Origin of the sequence: Amycolatopsis thermophila (assembly GCF_030814215.1) — a bacterium.
Classification (GTDB): Bacteria; Actinomycetota; Actinomycetes; order Mycobacteriales; family Pseudonocardiaceae; genus Amycolatopsis_E; species Amycolatopsis_E thermophila.
In genome coordinates this window covers 993,550-1,009,908 of sequence record NZ_JAUSUT010000001.1, presented here as the reverse complement: position 1 = coordinate 1,009,908, position 16,359 = coordinate 993,550, and the positions used below count along the sequence as shown (strand labels likewise).

16 protein-coding genes are annotated in these 16,359 nt (G+C 71.8%); 10 read left to right on the top strand and 6 right to left on the bottom strand.

Annotation, left to right across the window (positions count from 1 at the left end; translation table 11 throughout):
• Window positions 1-18: 18 nt before the first annotated feature.
• Genes FB470_RS05085 through FB470_RS05065 form a run of 5 tightly spaced genes read right to left on the bottom strand, consistent with a single transcriptional unit; the run spans window position 19 to window position 4,367 of the window.
• On the bottom strand, window positions 19-1,422 hold the full coding sequence (locus FB470_RS05085) for an MmgE/PrpD family protein (protein ID WP_306989144.1): 1,404 nt from the start codon (window positions 1,420-1,422) through the stop codon (window positions 19-21).
• A complete protein-coding gene (locus FB470_RS05080) occupies window positions 1,419-1,550 on the bottom strand; it encodes a hypothetical protein (protein WP_306989142.1) in 132 nt (43 codons plus the stop codon). Before FB470_RS05080 ends, FB470_RS05085 begins: the two co-directional genes overlap by 4 nt.
• Window positions 1,547-2,362, bottom strand: a complete 816-nt coding sequence (locus FB470_RS05075; RefSeq protein WP_306989141.1) for a cyclase family protein — start codon at window positions 2,360-2,362, stop codon at window positions 1,547-1,549. The genes FB470_RS05080 and FB470_RS05075 overlap by 4 nt, the downstream gene beginning before the upstream one ends.
• Entirely contained in the window at window positions 2,359-3,183 is an 825-nt protein-coding gene (locus tag FB470_RS05070) for an HpcH/HpaI aldolase/citrate lyase family protein (protein WP_306989139.1), read from the bottom strand. The genes FB470_RS05075 and FB470_RS05070 overlap by 4 nt, the downstream gene beginning before the upstream one ends.
• Window positions 3,180-4,367, bottom strand: coding sequence for a CaiB/BaiF CoA transferase family protein (locus FB470_RS05065; protein WP_306989138.1), 1,188 nt, complete (start codon window positions 4,365-4,367; stop codon window positions 3,180-3,182). The genes FB470_RS05070 and FB470_RS05065 overlap by 4 nt, the downstream gene beginning before the upstream one ends.
• Window positions 4,368-4,584: 217 nt before the next feature.
• Between FB470_RS05065 and FB470_RS05060 the strand changes: the two genes are divergently transcribed.
• The 9 genes from FB470_RS05060 to FB470_RS05020 are packed head-to-tail and all read left to right on the top strand — an operon-like array spanning window position 4,585 to window position 14,121.
• Window positions 4,585-5,829 (top strand): ABC transporter substrate-binding protein, encoded by a 1,245-nt coding sequence (locus FB470_RS05060; protein WP_306989136.1) that lies wholly within the window; start codon window positions 4,585-4,587, stop codon window positions 5,827-5,829.
• Window positions 5,826-6,839 carry a branched-chain amino acid ABC transporter permease gene (locus FB470_RS05055; protein ID WP_306989135.1) on the top strand — a complete coding sequence of 338 codons (1,014 nt, stop codon included), beginning with the start codon at window positions 5,826-5,828 and terminating at the stop codon, window positions 6,837-6,839. The genes FB470_RS05060 and FB470_RS05055 overlap by 4 nt, the downstream gene beginning before the upstream one ends.
• Window positions 6,836-7,882, top strand: a complete 1,047-nt coding sequence (locus FB470_RS05050) for a branched-chain amino acid ABC transporter permease (RefSeq protein WP_306989134.1) — start codon at window positions 6,836-6,838, stop codon at window positions 7,880-7,882. The genes FB470_RS05055 and FB470_RS05050 overlap by 4 nt, the downstream gene beginning before the upstream one ends.
• Window positions 7,879-8,613 carry an ABC transporter ATP-binding protein gene (locus FB470_RS05045; protein WP_306989133.1) on the top strand — a complete coding sequence of 245 codons (735 nt, stop codon included), beginning with the start codon at window positions 7,879-7,881 and terminating at the stop codon, window positions 8,611-8,613. Before FB470_RS05050 ends, FB470_RS05045 begins: the two co-directional genes overlap by 4 nt.
• A complete protein-coding gene (locus tag FB470_RS05040) occupies window positions 8,600-9,301 on the top strand; it encodes an ABC transporter ATP-binding protein (RefSeq protein WP_306989132.1) in 702 nt (233 codons plus the stop codon). The genes FB470_RS05045 and FB470_RS05040 overlap by 14 nt, the downstream gene beginning before the upstream one ends.
• Window positions 9,298-10,635, top strand: coding sequence for an MmgE/PrpD family protein (locus tag FB470_RS05035; protein ID WP_306989131.1), 1,338 nt, complete (start codon window positions 9,298-9,300; stop codon window positions 10,633-10,635). The genes FB470_RS05040 and FB470_RS05035 overlap by 4 nt, the downstream gene beginning before the upstream one ends.
• Window positions 10,635-11,270 (top strand): aspartate/glutamate racemase family protein, encoded by a 636-nt coding sequence (locus FB470_RS05030; protein WP_306989129.1) that lies wholly within the window; start codon window positions 10,635-10,637, stop codon window positions 11,268-11,270. Before FB470_RS05035 ends, FB470_RS05030 begins: the two co-directional genes overlap by 1 nt.
• Entirely contained in the window at window positions 11,267-12,628 is a 1,362-nt protein-coding gene (locus FB470_RS05025) for an FAD-dependent oxidoreductase (protein ID WP_306989128.1), read from the top strand. The genes FB470_RS05030 and FB470_RS05025 overlap by 4 nt, the downstream gene beginning before the upstream one ends.
• 23 nt (window positions 12,629-12,651) lie before the next feature.
• A complete protein-coding gene (locus FB470_RS05020; protein WP_306989127.1) occupies window positions 12,652-14,121 on the top strand; it encodes a dihydroorotase in 1,470 nt (489 codons plus the stop codon).
• Window positions 14,122-14,429: 308 nt separating this feature from the next.
• On the opposite strand, the gene FB470_RS05015 is transcribed toward FB470_RS05020, so the two are convergent.
• Window positions 14,430-15,254 (bottom strand): IclR family transcriptional regulator, encoded by an 825-nt coding sequence (locus FB470_RS05015; RefSeq protein WP_306989126.1) that lies wholly within the window; start codon window positions 15,252-15,254, stop codon window positions 14,430-14,432.
• Between the two features lie 151 nt (window positions 15,255-15,405).
• Between FB470_RS05015 and ligD the strand changes: the two genes are divergently transcribed.
• Window positions 15,406-16,332, top strand: a complete 927-nt coding sequence (ligD, locus tag FB470_RS05010; protein WP_306989125.1) for a non-homologous end-joining DNA ligase — start codon at window positions 15,406-15,408, stop codon at window positions 16,330-16,332.
• The last annotated feature ends 27 nt before the right edge of the window (window positions 16,333-16,359 follow it).

The following is a 16,359-nucleotide window of genomic DNA, read 5'->3' as shown; positions in this document are numbered from 1 at the left end:
GCCGGCGCGGGCCGGAGATCAAGCGCGCAGCAGCGCGGTCAGCTCACCGATGTCCGCCAACTTCGCGAGGCCGTAGGTCAGCTCCGTGATCCGCTCCGCGGTTTCCTCCGACACCACGCGCGTGGCGTTCAACCGGAACTTCAGCGCCAGCTCCTCCGCGGCGAGCGGGTTCTCCGCCCCACCACGGTTGGCGTCCACCCGTTCCTCGATCGTCCGCCCGTCACGGAGGTGCGCCCGCAGCACCGCCGGGAACTGGTGCGGGAAGATCTCGTCGCACCGAGCGTCCGGGACGCAGGTGACCTTCGCCGCCAACGCCAGCCGTTCTGGCGAGGCCGCCGCCTCGTCCGTGAAGTCGTCGTGGAAGACGCCCAGCCCGCCGCCGCCCAGGAAACCCGCCGCCACCGTGTACGGGCCCGAGAACGCGGCGTGGTAACCGGACCGCGGACGAATCTTGTCCTCCCGCGGCTCGCCGATCGTGCGCAGCACGGCGGTCGGCGCGCCGAGTTCCAGCGACTCGATCTCCTCGACCGCCACGCCCCGCTCCCGCAACCGCCGGGCGGCGTCGATCCCGGTGTGTGTGAAGTGGTTGCACGGGTACGGCTTGAAGAAGATGCCGGGCAGCTCCCACTTCTCGCCGAGGCCCTCGGTGATCGCGTCCACATCGGTCTGGTCACCGCAGAACGCCTGCAGCAGACCGAACCGGCCCTCGAGCACCGTCGGCGGGCCGGTGATGCCGTGCCGAGCCATGCCGGCCGCCGTCACCGCCGCGTGGGCGGCCCACCCGCAGTGGACCCGCTTCACGGTGCCGCCGGTCCGGTTGGCTTCGAGCAGACCTGATCCCATGCTCGACGCGATCCCCAGCGCGTCCGCGATGCCTTGCTCGTCCACTTCGGACAGCATGGCGCACGCCACCGCGGCCCCCAGCGCACCGCAGATCGCGGTGGCGTGCAGGCCGCGCTCGAAGAACACGGAGTTGCCCAGCTCCGAGTCGTAGCCGGCCATCCCGAGCCGCACGGTGATCTCGACGCCGACGCCGATCGCGTCCAGCAACTGCGCCCCCGAGCAGCCGCGCGCCTCGGCGACCGCGAGCGCCGCGGGCACCACCGACGCGGACGGGTGCAGTACCGACGGCAGGTGCGTGTCGTCGAAGTCCAGCGAATGGGCGAGTGTGCCGTTGACCAGGGCCGCGCTCGGCTCGGGCAGCCGATCGCCCGACCCGATCGCCGTCGCCCGGCCGGAGCCGCCCCATTCGCGCACCAGGTCGCCGACCGCGGCCGCCGGACGCTCGGAGGTGGCGGCGAGGCTGTTGCCCAGCACGTCCAGCACCCGCCGTGCGGCGTCCTCCCGCAGCTCCGCGGGGAGCCCCTTGGCCCGGACCGAGGCCGCGAACTCCGCCAGCCGCTGCACGATCGTCCGGGTCATGCCATCACCGCCTTCATGGTGAACGGGGCGGGGGTGCCGCGGAGGCACGCCCGCAGGACCGGGGCCGCCGCCGGCCGGCTGCGCAAGGGCGCCAGGACCGACGCCGCCGAGGTGAAGAGCGGGCTCATGCCGCCACCGCCGCCAGGGGCCGCACCGGCGAGCCCGTACCGCCGACGATGCGCAGCGGCGCCAGCACGAACACGAACTCCCGCACCCCGGACTCGGCGATCTCCTCGAGGTTCAGGTGCTCGAGGATGAAGATCCCCGACTCGACGAGCAGCACCCGGTGCACCGGCAGCACCGCGTGCCCCGCCCCGGCCGGGATCTGCTCGTACGCCGTCGTGTCGGCACCCGTCGCCACGATGCCCCGCGACGCGAGCCACGAAGCGGCCTCCACGGTCGCGCCGGGGACGCCGGACTCCTTGCCCATGTACGTCGCCGGGTCCGAGAAGTTGCGCGCCCAGCCCGTGCGGATCAGCGCCACGTCCCCCGGCCCCGGCTCCGCGCCGGCCAGCTTCGCGGCCGCCTCCAGGTCCTCCGCCGTCACGCCGTAACCGGGTTCCAGCGTCGGCACCTCGTGCACCGCGGCGACGTCCAGCAGCACCGCCCGCCGCAGCAGGCCGGGCAGGTTCTCCGCGCCGTGCGTCCGGAACACCCCGCCCCGCTGGGCCTCCGCCGCGTCGACGTCGCCGTGCAGCTTGCCGCAGTGGCTGACGTGCGACAACGCGTCGATGTGCGTGCCGACGTGCCCGCCGGTCACGATGATCTCGTTGGCCGCCGACCCGCCGTCCGCGCGCTGCATGTCCCCGTGCCGCCGGATCAACGTCATCCGGAACCCGGGGTGGTTCGGCGACGTCGGCATGCCGGTGAAGAACGGCTGACCGAGCTCGATCAGCCGCACCCCGCCGGCCACCGCCGCCAGCAACGCATCCTGTGTCATGAACCAGAACCTTCCTCGACTTGCTGCGACGCCGCGATCTCGAGCACCCAGCGGGCCCGCGCCACGATCGCGGCGTCCACGAACTGTCCGTTGTGGTCGATCCAGGCCGACTCGCCCGACGAGGAGAGCCGCTCCAGCAGCTCACGCGCCCACGCCGTCTCGGCCGGATCGGGGGCGCACACCTCGTGCACCACGGGAATCTGGGCGGGGTGGATCACCGACCGCCCGAAGAACCCGGCGGCCCGCCCCGCCACCGTGGAGGCCCGCAGGCCCTCCAGGTCACGGACCGCGGTCCACACGCTCTGCACCGGGCTGGGCAACCCGGCCGCCCGCGCCGCCACGACGACGCGGGAACGCGGCCACACCAGCGCGTCGTCGCCCCGCACCCGCAGGTCTGCCATCAAGTCCGCTTCTCCCAGGGAGATCCCGGCGACCAGCGGGTGCGCGCTCGCCAGCAACACCGCGTTCTCCACGCCGAGCGCCGACTCCAGGATCGGGTACACGGGCACCCCGAGCGCGTCGGCGACCCGGCACACGTCGTCCGGGTTCTCGCATTTGGGCACCCGCACACCCGCGAGGCCTCCGGCCGACACCAGCTCGCGCAGATCGGCCTCGCCCGCCGGCGAGCCCGGCGCGTTGATGCGCACGAACGCGGACCGGCCCGCCAGTGTTTCCAGCACCGTCCGCCGCGCGAAGTCCTTGGCCGCCGCCGAAACCGCGTCCTCCAGGTCGAGGATCACCGCGTCCGCCGGCCCGGCCAGCGCCTTGCCGATGCGGTCCGGCCGGTCGCCCGGCACGTACAACCAGGTGCGGGGAATCACCGGACGACGCCTTTTTCGCGCAGCCGAGCCAGTTCCGCTTCACCGATGCCGTACCGGCCGAGGACCTCCGAAGTGTGCGCGCCCAGCGGCGCGCCGGCCGATTCGATCCGTCCCGGCGTCTCCGACAACCGGAACAGCACGTTCTGCATCTTCACCGGGCCGAGCTCGTCGTCGTCGACCGTCGCGATCGTGCCGAGCGCCTCGAACTGCGGATCGCTCATCACGTCCGCCGCGGTGTAGATCGGCGCGACCGCCGCCTGGGCCTCCTCGAACGCCTTCACCACCTCGTCGCGGTCCCGCTGCGCGATCCACGACCCGACCGCCTCGTCCAGTTCGTCCGCGTGCTTCGCGCGTTCCGCGCCGGAGGCGAACCACGGCTCGTCGATGAACTCCGGACGTCCGACCAGCCGCATGACCCGCTCGGCGATCGACTGCGCGCTCGTCGAGATCGCGACCCAGCCGCCGTCGCGGGTGCGGTAGGTGTTGCGCGGCGCGTTGTTCACCGACCGGTTCCCGGTGCGCTCCTGCAGCTGACCGAGCTGGTCGTAGGCGATGATCTGCGGCCCGAGCAGCGTCAGGATCGGTTCGATGATCGCCAGGTCGACGACCTGACCGCGCCCGGTCCGCTCCCGCGCCCGCAGCGCGGTCATGATCGCGTACGCCGTGGTCAGCGCCGCGATGCCGTCGGCGAGCCCGAACGGCGGCAGCGTCGGCGGCCCGTCCGGCTCACCGGTGATCGCCGCGAACCCGCTCATCGCCTCGGCCAGCGTGCCGAACCCGGGCCGCTTCGCGTACGGCCCGATCTGCCCGAACCCGGTCACCCGCGCCAGCACCAGGCCCGGGTTGATCTCGCGCAGCTCCTCGTAGCCCAGGCCCCACCGCTCGAGGGTGCCCGGCCGGAAGTTCTCCACCACCACGTCGGCGTCGGCGACCATCTTCCGGAAGATCTCCTGCCCCTCGGGCGAGCCGAGGTACAGGGTGATGGCCTTCTTGCCGCGGCCGAGCATCTTCCACCACAGGCCGACGCCGTCGCGCTGGGCGCCGTGGCTGCGCACCGGATCGCCCTTCGGGTGCTCGATCTTGACGACCTCGGCGCCGTAGTCGCCGAGCAGCGTCGCCGCCAGCGGGCCGGCGAACAGGGTGGCCGTGTCGAGCACCCGGATTCCGGACAATGCGCCCGTCATGGGGCGTACCTGCCTTTCTCCTCCTCCAGTTCTAGCGTTTCGCTGGAGGGAACATCGGTAAACGTCGTGTTTCGATGTCGACGTCTCTCGCTGGTCACCAAGTTCGCACTGATGACGGCGCTCCGTCAAGTTTCGCCAAGATATTGACCAGTCAACGGGGCGAGTGTCACGATAGCCCGCATCACTCCCGATGTTTCTCCAAGCGGAACGAGGTGACATGTCCGCGCGAAAGCTCATCGCCGCGCTCGGGGCGTGCGCCCTGCTCGCGACCGGCTGCGGGGGCTCGGCTCCGATGGGAGCGGCGGGCGCGGCGGCGGGGCGCGACGAGGGTCCGGTGAAGATCGGCGCCCTGCACCCCGTCAGCGGGTCCAATGCGGTGGACGGGCAGCAGATGCGCCGCGGCGCCCAGATGGCGGTGGACGCCATCAACGCGGCAGGCGGTATCAAGTCCCTCGGTGGCCGCAAGGTCGAGCTGGTCACCGGGGACACCCAGGGCAAGGCCGACATCGGCCAGAGCGAGGCGCAGCGGCTGATCTCCGCCGGTGCGGTCGGCCTGGTCGGCACCTACCAGAGCGCGGTCAGCACGAACGTCGCCGTGGTCGCGGAACGCAACCGGGTGCCGTTCGTCGCCGACGTGACCGCCTCCGACGCGGTGTACGCCCACGGCTACAAGTACGCGTTCCGGGTGCAGCCCGGCAGCAAGGTGATCGCGACCGCCGCCGCCCAGTACCTCCAGCAGGTGTCGCAGCAGGCCGGCAAGCCGGTGCACAAGGTCGCGTTCCTGCACGAGCAGAGCGACTTCGGCAGCGGCGCGGCGGACGCGTTCACCGCGGCGGCCGAACAGCTGGGCATCGAGGTCGGCCCGAACATCAGCTACGACGCGACGAGCGTCAGCGACCTCACCGCCCAGGTCACGCAGGTCAAGGCCTCCGGGGCGGACGTGCTGGCGGTCGCCGGTTACTACCGCGACAGCCTGCTGGCGGCCAAGGCGATCGCCTCGGTCAAGCCGGACCTCAACGCGGTCTGGGGCGTGTCGAACGGCGCCTTCGACCAGCCGAAGTTCGTGACCGACGCCGGCGACCTCGGCGCGCTGTACTTCAGCACCAACTACCACTACGACGCGACCAACCCGCAGACCGTCGCGCTGCGGGAGCAGTACCAGCGCCGGTACGGCGACCCGATGCGCACCGGCGCGGTGCTGTCCTACGACGCGGTGCAGGTGATCGCGCAGGCCGTCGACAAGGCCGCGAGCACCGATCCGCGGAAGGTGCGCGACGCGATCGCCGCGGCCCGGGTCGCACCCCTGACCGTGGGCAACGGCCCGATCCAGTTCGCCCCCAACGGGGACAACACCAACGCACTGGCGGTCCTGATGCAGGTGCAGGACGGCCAGGTCAAGCAGGTCTACCCGCCGGAGAAAGCCGAATCCCGGCCCGAGTACCAGGTGACGTGGCGGCCATGACGAACACAACGCAGGGGGTCCTCACCCCCGAAGTCTCCCCACCCCCCAAGAAGACCAAGGCGGACAAGGGTTTCCTCGGCCGCGCCGGAGTCGTCGGCGGCGTCCTCGTCGTCGCGATCGTGGTCGCGCTGCTGCAGTCCGGCAGCGGGCTGGTGGTCTGGCAGTCGGTGGTCACCGGCATCCTGACCGGTGGTCTCTACGGCCTGATCGCGATGGGCCTGACGCTGATCTTCGGCGTGCTGGACATCGTCAACTTCGCGCACGGCGCGCTGCTGGCGGTCGCGATGTTCATCTCGTTCGGGATGATCTCCGCCACCGGCATGCACCCGTACCTCACGCTGGTCATCGCGATCCCGGCGCTGTTCCTGATCGGCGCGGCCGTCCACCGTGGACTGCTGTCCGGAACCGGCGGCAAGTCGCTGGAGAACCAGCTGCTGATCACGCTGGGCCTGTCGCTGCTGCTGGAGAACGGGCTGCTGATGTTCTTCGGCGCCGAGCCGAAGACGATCGCCCTGCCGCACGACTTCCAGTTCCCGCTGCTGGGTGCGGTCGTCGCCGGTTCGCGGCTGTACGCGTTCCTCGGTGCGATCCTGCTCGGCGCGCTGCTGTACTGGTTGCTGCGCCGCACACGGCTGGGCACCGCGATCCGGGCGGTCGCGGCGAACGGGCCGGGCGCGGAACTGGTCGGCATCAACGTCCGCCGCATCCACACGCTCACCTTCGCGATCGGCACCGCGTGCGCCGGTGCGGCCGCCGCGCTGGCCGGCCCGCTGGTCACGGTGACGCCGACGCTGGGCGAGCAGTTCAACATCACCGCGTTCGTGGTGGTGGTGCTCGGCGGGATGGGCAACGTCGTGGGCGCGCTCGTCGGCGGCCTGCTGATCGGGCTGGTCGAGCAGCTCACCACGATCTACCTCGGCGGGCAGTCCTCGCTGCTCGGGGTGTTCGTCGTGTTCATCCTCGTGCTCTTCCTCCGCCCGCAGGGCCTGTTCGGAAGGAAGACGGCATGAGCACCATCACGATCGCCGGCCCGGCCGGTGCCGAGAAGGTCAAGGCCCCGCCGCTCCGCCCGCAGAACCGGCAGCTCGCGATCCTCGCCGTCCTGGTGCTGATCGCGATCCCGCTGCCGCTGATCCTGCCGCCCGCGCAGGGCGCGGTCGCCGTGCGGATCCTGATCTTCCTGCTGATGGCCGTGGGCTGGAACATCATGAGCGGGTTCGGCGGAATGTTCAGCTTCGGGCACGCGGCCTACTTCGGCCTCGGCGCCTACACCAGCGCCTACCTGCTGGTGAAGCACAACGTGTCGCCGTGGATCGGGATGGTCGCCGGGATGGCGGTGGCCGCCGCGGCCGCCGTGGTCATCGGGTACTTCTCGTTCCGCTACAAGCTGCAGGGCGCCTACTTCGCGCTCGCCACGTTCGCCTTCGCCGAGATGCTGCGGCTGGTCGTGACCAGCAGCGCGTTCGCGAACAAGGCGGTCGGGTTCACCGTTCCGCTGATCCCGGACTCGTCGCTGTGGATGCTGCAGTTCGAGGCCGATTCGCCCGCGTACTTCTGGGTCGCGCTGGTGCTGGCCGGGGCCGCGGTCGCGATCAGCATCGTGTTCCTGCACTCCCGTGCGGGCAAGTACGTCACGGCGATCCGTGACGACGAGCTGGCGGCCTCGTCATTGGGCACGCCGGTGATGCGGCACAAGCTGATGACGGTGGCGTTGTCGGCGGCGATCACGGCCGTCGCGGGCGCCTTCTACACGCAGTACTACCTGTTCGTGAACCCGGAGCTGGGCTTCGGCTCGTCGGTGTCGATCCAGGCGATCGTGCCGGTCGTGATCGGCGGCATCGGCACGATCTGGGGCCCGGTGGTGGGCGCGATCATCGTCGGCGCACTGACCGACGTGACCGCCACGCTGCTGCGCACCCCGCCGGAGTTCCTGGGCTTCCTGCAGGGCCGCAGCGGTCTGGACGTGGTGCTCTACGCGGTGCTGCTGATCCTGATCGTGCGGCTGTTGCCGAAGGGGATCGTCGGAACGATCGCGGCGAGGTGGCGTCGATGAGCATCGTCGAGGTGAGCGGGGTCGGGAAGGCCTTCCGCGGCCTGCAGGCCCTGTCCGATGTGGACTTCGAGGTGGCCGAGGGGGAGATCCTCGGCATCATCGGGCCCAACGGCGCGGGGAAGACCACGCTGTTCAACGTCGTCTCCGGCGCGCTGGCCCCGGACACCGGGCGGGTCGCCTTCGCCGGTCAGGACGTCACCGGGCGGTCGCCGGACCGCATCGCCCGCGCCGGCATGGTGCGCACGTTCCAGCTGATGCGCCCGTTCGCGAGCATGACGGTGCTGGAGAACGTCAGCCTGGCCGCGCAGCACCACCGGTTCGGGCGGCGGAAGCTGCGCGAGCACTCGCTGGACGTGGTCGAGCGCGTCGGCCTCGGGCCGTGGGCGCACCGCAACGCCCCGGAACTGCCGACCGCCGGACTCAAACGGCTGGAGCTGGCGCGGGCACTGGCGATGCGGCCGAGGGTGCTGTTGCTGGACGAGGTGCTCGCCGGGCTGGTGCCCGCGGAACGCGAACCTGTGCTCGACCTGCTCGCGTTGCTGCGCGAGGAGGAGGGCGTGACCCTGCTGTTCATCGAGCACATCATGGCCGCGGTCATGCGGCTGGCGGACCGGGTGCTCGTGCTGGACCAAGGTCGCGTCATCGCGGTCGGGTCGCCGCAGGAGGTCACCAGCGACGCCCGCGTCATCGACGCCTACCTCGGTGAGGAGCCGACCCATGCTGACGCTTGAGAAGGTCTGCGCCGGGTACGGGCGGATGCGGATCCTGCACGACATCGACCTGCACCTGGGCGAGGGCGAGATCGTCGCGCTCGTCGGGGCCAACGGCGCGGGCAAGACCACCACGCTGCGCAGCATCTGCGGCCAGCTCAAGACCTCGTCCGGCAGCATCACGTTCAACGGGACGCCGACCGCCGGCCGCAGGCCCGACCAGCTGGTTCGCGAGGGCCTGGTGCACGTCCCGGAGGACCGGGCGCTGTTCGGCACGCTGACCGTCGAGGAGAACCTGCGGATGGGCGCGTGGACGCGCACGTCCGCGCAGGCGGAGAAGTCGCTGGCCGAGGTGTACGAGCTGTTCCCCGTCCTCGCCGAGCGGCGGGGGCAGATCGCGCAGACGTTCAGCGGCGGGCAGCAGCAGATGCTGGCGATCGGCCGCGCGCTGATGGCCGGGCCGAAACTGCTGATGCTCGACGAACCGTCGACCGGACTGTCGCCGAAGCTGACCTGGACGATGCTCGAGGCCGTCCGGCACATCCGTGACAACGGAGTCGCGGTGCTGCTGGTCGAGCAGAACGCCAAGCAGGCGCTGGCGATCGCGGACCGGGCCTACGTGCTGGAGAGCGGCTCGACGGTGCTGTCCGGAACCGGGAGCGAGCTGGCCGGCGACCACCGAGTGCGGAAGGCGTACCTGGGACTGTGACCGCGGCGGAATCCACTGAGGCGCTCGGCGCCTGGGTGTCCGGACTGGACGCCCCGGACGAGGTGCGCGAGCGGTTGTCCCTGGTGCTGCTGGACGTCCTCGGCGTCACCGCGGTGGGCGCGGCCCAGCCGGAACAGCGGGCGTTGCGCGATGCGTGGCGCGCCCCCGGCGGTCCGGCGCCCTTGGTCGGGGCCGGCCGGTGCGTGTCCACCGACGCGGCGGCGTTCCTGAACGGCATGGCCCTGGTCTCGCTCGAACTCGACGAGGGGAACAAGTACGCCAAGGGCCATCCCGCGGCGCACGGCTTCCCGGCGGTCCTGGCGCTGGCGGCCGAGCTGGACAGCAGCGGCGCCGACACCGCCGCGGCCCTGCTCGCGGCGTACGAGGTGGCGTCCCGCTTCGGCCGCGCCACGTCGTTGAAGCCCGGCGCGCACCCGCACGGCAGCTGGGGTGTCGCGGGCGCGGCGGCCGGGTGCGCGCGGCTGCTGCGGCTCGGCCCCTCGCGGACGGCCGCGGCCATCGACACCGGCGCGGGCATGGCGATCGCCGGGCACTTCGACTCGGCGACCACCGGCAACCCGGTGCGCAACGCGTGGATGGGCGCCTCCGGGACCTCCGGTCTGGCGGCCGCGCGGATGGCCGCCGCCGGGATGGCCCGCAACACGGGCACCGCCGCGCTCTCCCTGGGCACGCTGCTCGGGTCGTTCGACGCGGCGGAGCTGACCGCGGAACTCGGCACGCGCTGGGACATCCAGCGCGGCTACTTCAAGCGGCACGCGTCCTGCTCGTTCACGCACCCGGCGGCCGACGCGGTCCTCGCACTGCGCGGCGAGGACGGGTTCCGCGCGGAAGGCGTCGTGGAGATCCTGGTCGAGACCCACGCCCTCGGCGCGGGGCTGAGCGGCACCACCTGGTCCAACCGGCTGTCGGCCATGTTCTCCACCCCCTTCGTGGCCGCCACCGCGGCGCTGACCGGGCAGGTCGCGCCGGACAGCGACCTCGACGACCGCGCGGTGCAAGCGCTTGCGCGGCGGGTGCGGCTCGTCGCGGCCGACGACCTGACCGCCCGGCTGCCCGCCGAACGCGCCACGCGGGTCACCGTCACCTTCGACGACGGCACCACGCTGACCCGCGAGGTGCCCAACCCGGTCGGCGACGCCGACCACCACCCGCTGAGCGAACACGACCTGATCGCGTACCTGAAGACGTGGCTGCCCGCGCAGCCCGGACTCGTGGACCGCGCCGTCGCGGTCAGCCACGAGCTGCCCGGCCTGGCCCGCGTCGGTGACGCGCTGCGCGGGCTGGCCGGCGGAGTTGAGGAGGAGCTGAACTGATGCGTGCCCTCGCGGTGACGCCCATCCACCTGCCGCCGGAGGAGATCCGGCGGCGGCAGGACCGCTACGACCGGCTCGCCCCGCCCGGTCTGGAGATCCAGCTCGTCGACGTGGGTGCCACCGCGCCGGCGTCGCTGGACACCGACTCGGCGGTGCGAGCCTCCGAGCGCGAGGTCGCCGCCGCGCTGGCGAAGGCGGGGGAGGGGTACGACCTGGCCTTCCCGGACTGCGTGCTCGACCCGGCCGTACCGGACACCGTCGCCGCGCGGCCGCTGCCGGTGCACGGGCTCCTCAAGCTGTCCGCGACCCACCTCGCCGGCAAGGGCGTGCGGTTCGGCGCGGTGGTGCGCAACCGGGCGATCCGGGCGGAGTTCGAGAAGCGGATCGCCGGCTACGGGCTCGGGGCGTACTTCGCCGGCACCCGCGTGCTGGACCTGCCGTTCGAGGCCATCGCCGACACCGGCACCTGGAACCGGGCGCTCGGCGCGGCGGTGCGGGAGCTGGCGTCGCTGGGCGCGACCGCGGTGATCAACGGGTGCTCGGCGGTCGACGTCGAGGCGGCCGGCCTGCCCGCCCGTGTCGTCGACCCGACCGAGCTGGCCCTGCGGCTGCTCTGCGTCGAGGAGACCCGGTGAGCGAGGGACCCGACCTGATCGTCGCCGGGGCCGGTGGTGGCGTGGCCGGTGCGCTGCGGGCGGCCGAGCTGGGGCTGAGCGTGCTGGTCGTCGAGGCCAGCGAGCACTTCCGGCGCGGCAACAACACGTCGATGTCGACCGCGATGTTCCCCGGCGCGGGCTCGCGCTGGCAGGCCGAGGCGGGTATCGACGACTCGCCGGAACGGTTCGTCGCGGACATCATGGCCAAGACCAAGGGCCAGGCCGACCCGCGGCTGGCCCGTACGCTGGCGGAGGTGAGCGCGCCGCTGGTGGAGTGGCTGGCGGATTCGGCGGGACTGCCGTTGTCGCTGGTCACCGACTTCAACTACCCCGGTCACGCCGTGCCGCGCTGCCACTCGATCCCCGGCCGGCACGGATCCGGCGTCGTCGACCACCTCGCGCGGCGCGTCACCGAGCACCCGGACATCGAGCTGCTCGTCCCGGCGAAGCTGGTCGACGTGCTCACCGACGACGGGGTCCGGGGCGCGGTGGTCCGCTACCCGGACGGCACCGAGGAGCAGATCCCGGCCCGCGCGGTTCTGCTGGCCACCAACGGGTTCGGGGCCGACCGCGACCTCGTGGCCCGGCACCTGCCGGAGATCGCGGGCGCGCTCTACCAGGGCAGCGACCAGTCGCTCGGCGACGCGCTGCGGATCGGCGAGAAGCTGGGCGCGGCCACCGGTTTCCTCGACGCCTACCAGGGCCACGGCGCGGTCGCGGCGAACGCGGGCACGCTCGTCGGCTGGGCGACGATCATCCACGGCGCCATCCTGGTCGACACGGGCGGGCGCCGCTTCGGCAACGAGACCCGCGGCTATTCCGAGTACGCCGCCGAACTGGCCGCACGGCCCGGCGCCACCGGCTGGATCGTGCTCGACCAGACGATCTTCGAGCAGTGCCAGCCGTTCCAGGACTTCCGGGACACGGTCGCGTCGGGTGCGCTGGTGTGGGCCGACGACGCACCCGAGCTGGCCGCCGCGACCGGACTGCCCGCCGACGCGCTGGCCGACGAACTCGCCACCGCGGCCGCGATCGCCCGCGGTGAGCGTGCGGACGTGTTCGGCCGCACGAACTGGGAGCGCCCGCTGTCCGGCCGCTACGCCGCGGTGCGGGTGGTGCCCGCGCTCTTCCACACCCAGGGCGGGCTGATGGTGAACGCGAACGCGGCCGTCGTCGACGCCCAGGACCGGCCCATCCCCGGCCTGTACGCCGCGGGTGGCGCTGCGGCGAGCATCTCCGGGCACGGCGCCGCCGGATACCTGCCCGGCAACGGGCTCCTGCCGGCCTTCGGGCTGGCCTACCTGGCCGCGAACGACGTCGCACGTCGCGCGGCCTGAACGATCACGCGGAGGGAACACAGATGGCAACGACGGAACTGCTCGTCAAGAACGTCCGGGTCGTGCGGCCGGACGACCCGGACGGGTCGCAGCCGGACCTGCTGGACATCGCCGTCGACGACGGCACGATCACGCGGGTGGCGCCGAACCTGCCCGAGGACGACGCGGCGCGGGTGATCGACGGCCGCGGCCTGCTGGCGTTCCCCGGTGTGGTCGACGCGCACCAGCACTGGGGCATCTACAACGAGCTGTCCACCGACACTCGCACCGAGAGCCGAGCCAGCGCGCAGGGCGGGGTCACGACCTCGCTGACCTACATGCGCACCGGTCAGTACTACCTGAACAAGGGCGGCAGCTACCGGGACTTCTTCCCGGAGGTGCTGAGCAAGAGCGCGGGCAACGCGTACGTGGACTACGCCTTCCACCTGGCGCCGATGAGCTCGCAGCACATCGAGGAGATCCCGTACCTCGTCGAGGAGCACGGCGTCACCTCGTTCAAGATCTTCATGTTCTACGGCTCGCACGGGCTGCACGGGCGGTCGTCCAGCCAGAGCGACTTCCTGATGATCCCGCCGGACGAGCGGTACGACATCGCGCACTTCGAGTTCGTGATGCGCGGGGTGCAGAAGGCGCGCGAGATCCTGACCGAGTACGCGCCGCACCTGTCGCTGTCGCTGCACTGCGAGACGGCGGAGATCATGACCGCCTACACCAAGCTCGTGGAGCAGGACGGCTCGTTGACCGGGTTGCGCGCGTACAGCGCTTCGCGGCCGCCGCACTCGGAGGGGCTGGCCGTCACCATCGCGTCGTACCTGGCGCACGAGACCGGGTTGCCGAACATCAACCTGCTGCACCTGTCGTCGGAGAAGGCGCTGTCGGCGGCGTTGACGATGGCGTCGGCGTTCCCGCACATCGACTTCCGCCGGGAGGTGACGATCGGCCACCTGCTGGCGGACGTCGACACCGCGTCCGGGATCGGCGGCAAGGTCAACCCGCCGCTGCGGGAGCGCGAGGACGTCGAGGCGCTGTGGCGGCACGTGCTGGCCGGCGAGGTGGACTGGGTGGTGAGCGACCACGCGTGCTGCCGGGACGAGCTGAAGTTCGGGTCGGACCGGGGCGACGTGTTCCTCGCGAAGTCCGGTTTCGGTGGCGCGGAGTACCTGCTGCCCGGCCTCGTCGGCGAAGGCACCAAGCGGGGCCTGTCGCTGCAGCGCATCGCGGCGATGCTGTCGTGGAACCCCGCGCAGCGCTACGGACTGCTGCGCAAGGGCACGATCGCGGAGGGCTACGACGCGGACTTCGCACTGGTCGACCCGGACGTCCAGTGGACCGTGCGCGCGGCCGATTCGGAGTCGACGCAGGAATACACGCCGTTCGAGGGCTTCGAGATGACCGCCCGGGTCACCGATACGTTCGTGCGCGGAAACCACGTGTACGCCGACGGGAAGATCCAGGGCGAGCCGATCGGGAAGTTCATCAAGCGCGGCCGCTGACCCACCCGCTTCACCAGACCTCCCCCGCCCCGATTCCCAGCCCGCGCTGATCGGCGACCGAAACACTCCAACCGAAGGGGCGGGGGAGGCCGGCACCCAAGGTGACCAACGGCGCCGCACGTGCTTTCTCTTTTCAAGCGCAACGGGATGCCGGCACGCGGCGGGCGATCGCCGACACGGGCTACCCCAGCCAAGCCATCCGAGCCGAACTGCGCCGTCGGCGTATCCCACCCACCATCCCCGAGCGGCGCGTCCACCGCCTCGAGCATGATCGGCCTGGCCACCCAGCTCCCCTCCGGGATTCCGCGCTAGGCGCGGCCTGCTTCGCTGTCGCGGAGCCAGGTCCAGTTGTCGCGGATTTCGTTCGACGCGGCTTTGATCAGGGTGCGGTAGCGCTCGATCGCTTCCGGGGTGAAGCGGTATTGGGGGCCGCAGATGGAGATGGAGCCGTGGACCTCTCCGTCGGGGCCGAACAGCGGTGCGGCCACCGAACCCGCCCCGGCTTGGCGTTCGCCCAGTGACACCGCCACGCCCTCGCGGGCGGTTTCCGCCAGTGCGGCCCGGAGGGCCTCCAGATCGGTGATCGTCTTGTCGGTCAGCGGGTCCAACGGCCGTCGCAGCACGGATTCCTGCCGGTCCTCGGGCAGGAAGGCCAGGATCACCTTCCCCGACGAGCCCGCGTGCAGCGGGAAGCGGCGGCCGATCTCGACCGTCATCTTGATCTCGCGCGGGCTTTCGAACTGGTCCAGGTACACGCGCTCGTCACCGACCAAACCGGACAGCGTGGTCGTCTCCCCGGTCTCGTCGCGCAGCCGGCGCAGTATCGGCGTCGCCACGGTGCGGGCGTCGAACCGGCGCAGGGCGCTCGCCCCGAGCGCGGCCGCGGCCTGGCCCAGGCGGTACCCGTTCACGCCGGGGTCGGTGGCCAGCAGCTCGCGCGACACCAGCGACTGCAGGATCCGGAAGACGACCGCCTTGGACAGGCCCAGCTCGCGGCTGATCGCGCTCACCCCGAGGTACCGGGGGCCGCCGGCGAAGAGCAGGAGCACGTCGGCGACCCGCGCCGCGGCCTCGGTGCCGGTGTTGTCGGTGGCCGGTGCGAGCTTGCGTCCGGCGGTACTCTTGGTGGTCAAAGCCGAAGGTCCTCGAGGAGTAGCGTTCCGCTGAGAGGAACGGTATCGGTGCAGCTTCTTCTCCACTGTACCGGTTCCCGCGCCACTTTGTTCCGGTCAGCGACACAACGGTGGGATGCGTGGCCGGTGCCGGTGCGGCAACCTGAGGGGCATGGCCGAGGACAGGGTGACGGTGCAGGTCGACGGGCGCCGGCTGTCGCTGTCCAACCTGGACAAGGTCCTCTACCCGGCGGCCGGGTTCACCAAGGGCCAGGTGATCGACTACTACGCGCGCATCGCGCCGGTGATCCTGCCGCACCTGCGCGACCGGGCGCTGACCTTCCGCCGCTGGCCGAACGGCGTCGACTCGAACCCGTTCTACGAGAAGGACGCCGGACGGCACGCGCCCTCGTGGGTGAAGACGGCGCGCATCGCCGGCGGCGGGCGCGGGCAGAGCGCCGATGTGAACGCGTACCCGCTGGTCAACGACGTGCCGACGCTGATATGGGCGGCCAACCTCGCGGCCCTGGAGTTGCACGTGCCGCAGTGGCAGGTCGGTCCGCGCGGCGCGCGGCGCAACCCGGACCTGCTGGTGTTCGACCTCGATCCGGGCGAGCCGGCGACGATCGTCGAGTGCTGCCGCGTCGCCGAGCGGCTGCGGGACCTGCTCGCGGCCGACGGGCTGCGGCTGTACGCGAAGACCAGCGGGTCGAAGGGGATGCAGCTCTACGCGGCGGTGCGCACGGCGACCCCGGAGGACACCTCGGCCTACGCCAAGGCCGCGGCGAAGAAGCTGGCCGCGGAGACGCCCGGCGAGGTCACGGCGGTGATGAAGAAGAGCCTGCGGCCGGGCAAGGTCTTCATCGACTGGAGCCAGAACAACCCGCACAAGACGACGGTCGCGCCGTACTCGCTGCGCGGACGCGAGGAGCCGACGGTCTCGACGCCGGTCACCTGGGACGAGGTGGCGGGCTGCCGGCGCCCCGCGCAGCTGAAGTTCCTCAGCGACGACGTCCTCGACCGGGTCGACGAGTTCGGTGACCTGTTCGACGACCTGCACGAAGGCCCGGTCGGGCTGCCCCGGGCGCGTGAGGCGTGACGGTCCCCCAGGGGTGTCACCAGGGCG

Coding starts and splice junctions, on each gene's coding strand:
- FB470_RS05080 (WP_306989142.1), bottom strand. CDS start 1,550: ATGAGCCCGCTCTTCACCTCGGCGGCGTCGGTCCTGGCGCCCTTGCGC.
- FB470_RS05030 (WP_306989129.1), top strand. CDS start 10,635: ATGCGTGCCCTCGCGGTGACGCCCATCCACCTGCCGCCGGAGGAGATC.
- FB470_RS05020 (WP_306989127.1), top strand. CDS start 12,652: ATGGCAACGACGGAACTGCTCGTCAAGAACGTCCGGGTCGTGCGGCCG.
- ligD (WP_306989125.1), top strand. CDS start 15,406: ATGGCCGAGGACAGGGTGACGGTGCAGGTCGACGGGCGCCGGCTGTCG.
- FB470_RS05060 (WP_306989136.1), top strand. CDS start 4,585: ATGTCCGCGCGAAAGCTCATCGCCGCGCTCGGGGCGTGCGCCCTGCTC.
- FB470_RS05075 (WP_306989141.1), bottom strand. CDS start 2,362: ATGACACAGGATGCGTTGCTGGCGGCGGTGGCCGGCGGGGTGCGGCTG.
- FB470_RS05045 (WP_306989133.1), top strand. CDS start 7,879: ATGAGCATCGTCGAGGTGAGCGGGGTCGGGAAGGCCTTCCGCGGCCTG.
- FB470_RS05085 (WP_306989144.1), bottom strand. CDS start 1,422: ATGACCCGGACGATCGTGCAGCGGCTGGCGGAGTTCGCGGCCTCGGTC.
- FB470_RS05050 (WP_306989134.1), top strand. CDS start 6,836: ATGAGCACCATCACGATCGCCGGCCCGGCCGGTGCCGAGAAGGTCAAG.
- FB470_RS05065 (WP_306989138.1), bottom strand. CDS start 4,367: ATGACGGGCGCATTGTCCGGAATCCGGGTGCTCGACACGGCCACCCTG.
- FB470_RS05055 (WP_306989135.1), top strand. CDS start 5,826: ATGACGAACACAACGCAGGGGGTCCTCACCCCCGAAGTCTCCCCACCC.
- FB470_RS05040 (WP_306989132.1), top strand. CDS start 8,600: ATGCTGACGCTTGAGAAGGTCTGCGCCGGGTACGGGCGGATGCGGATC.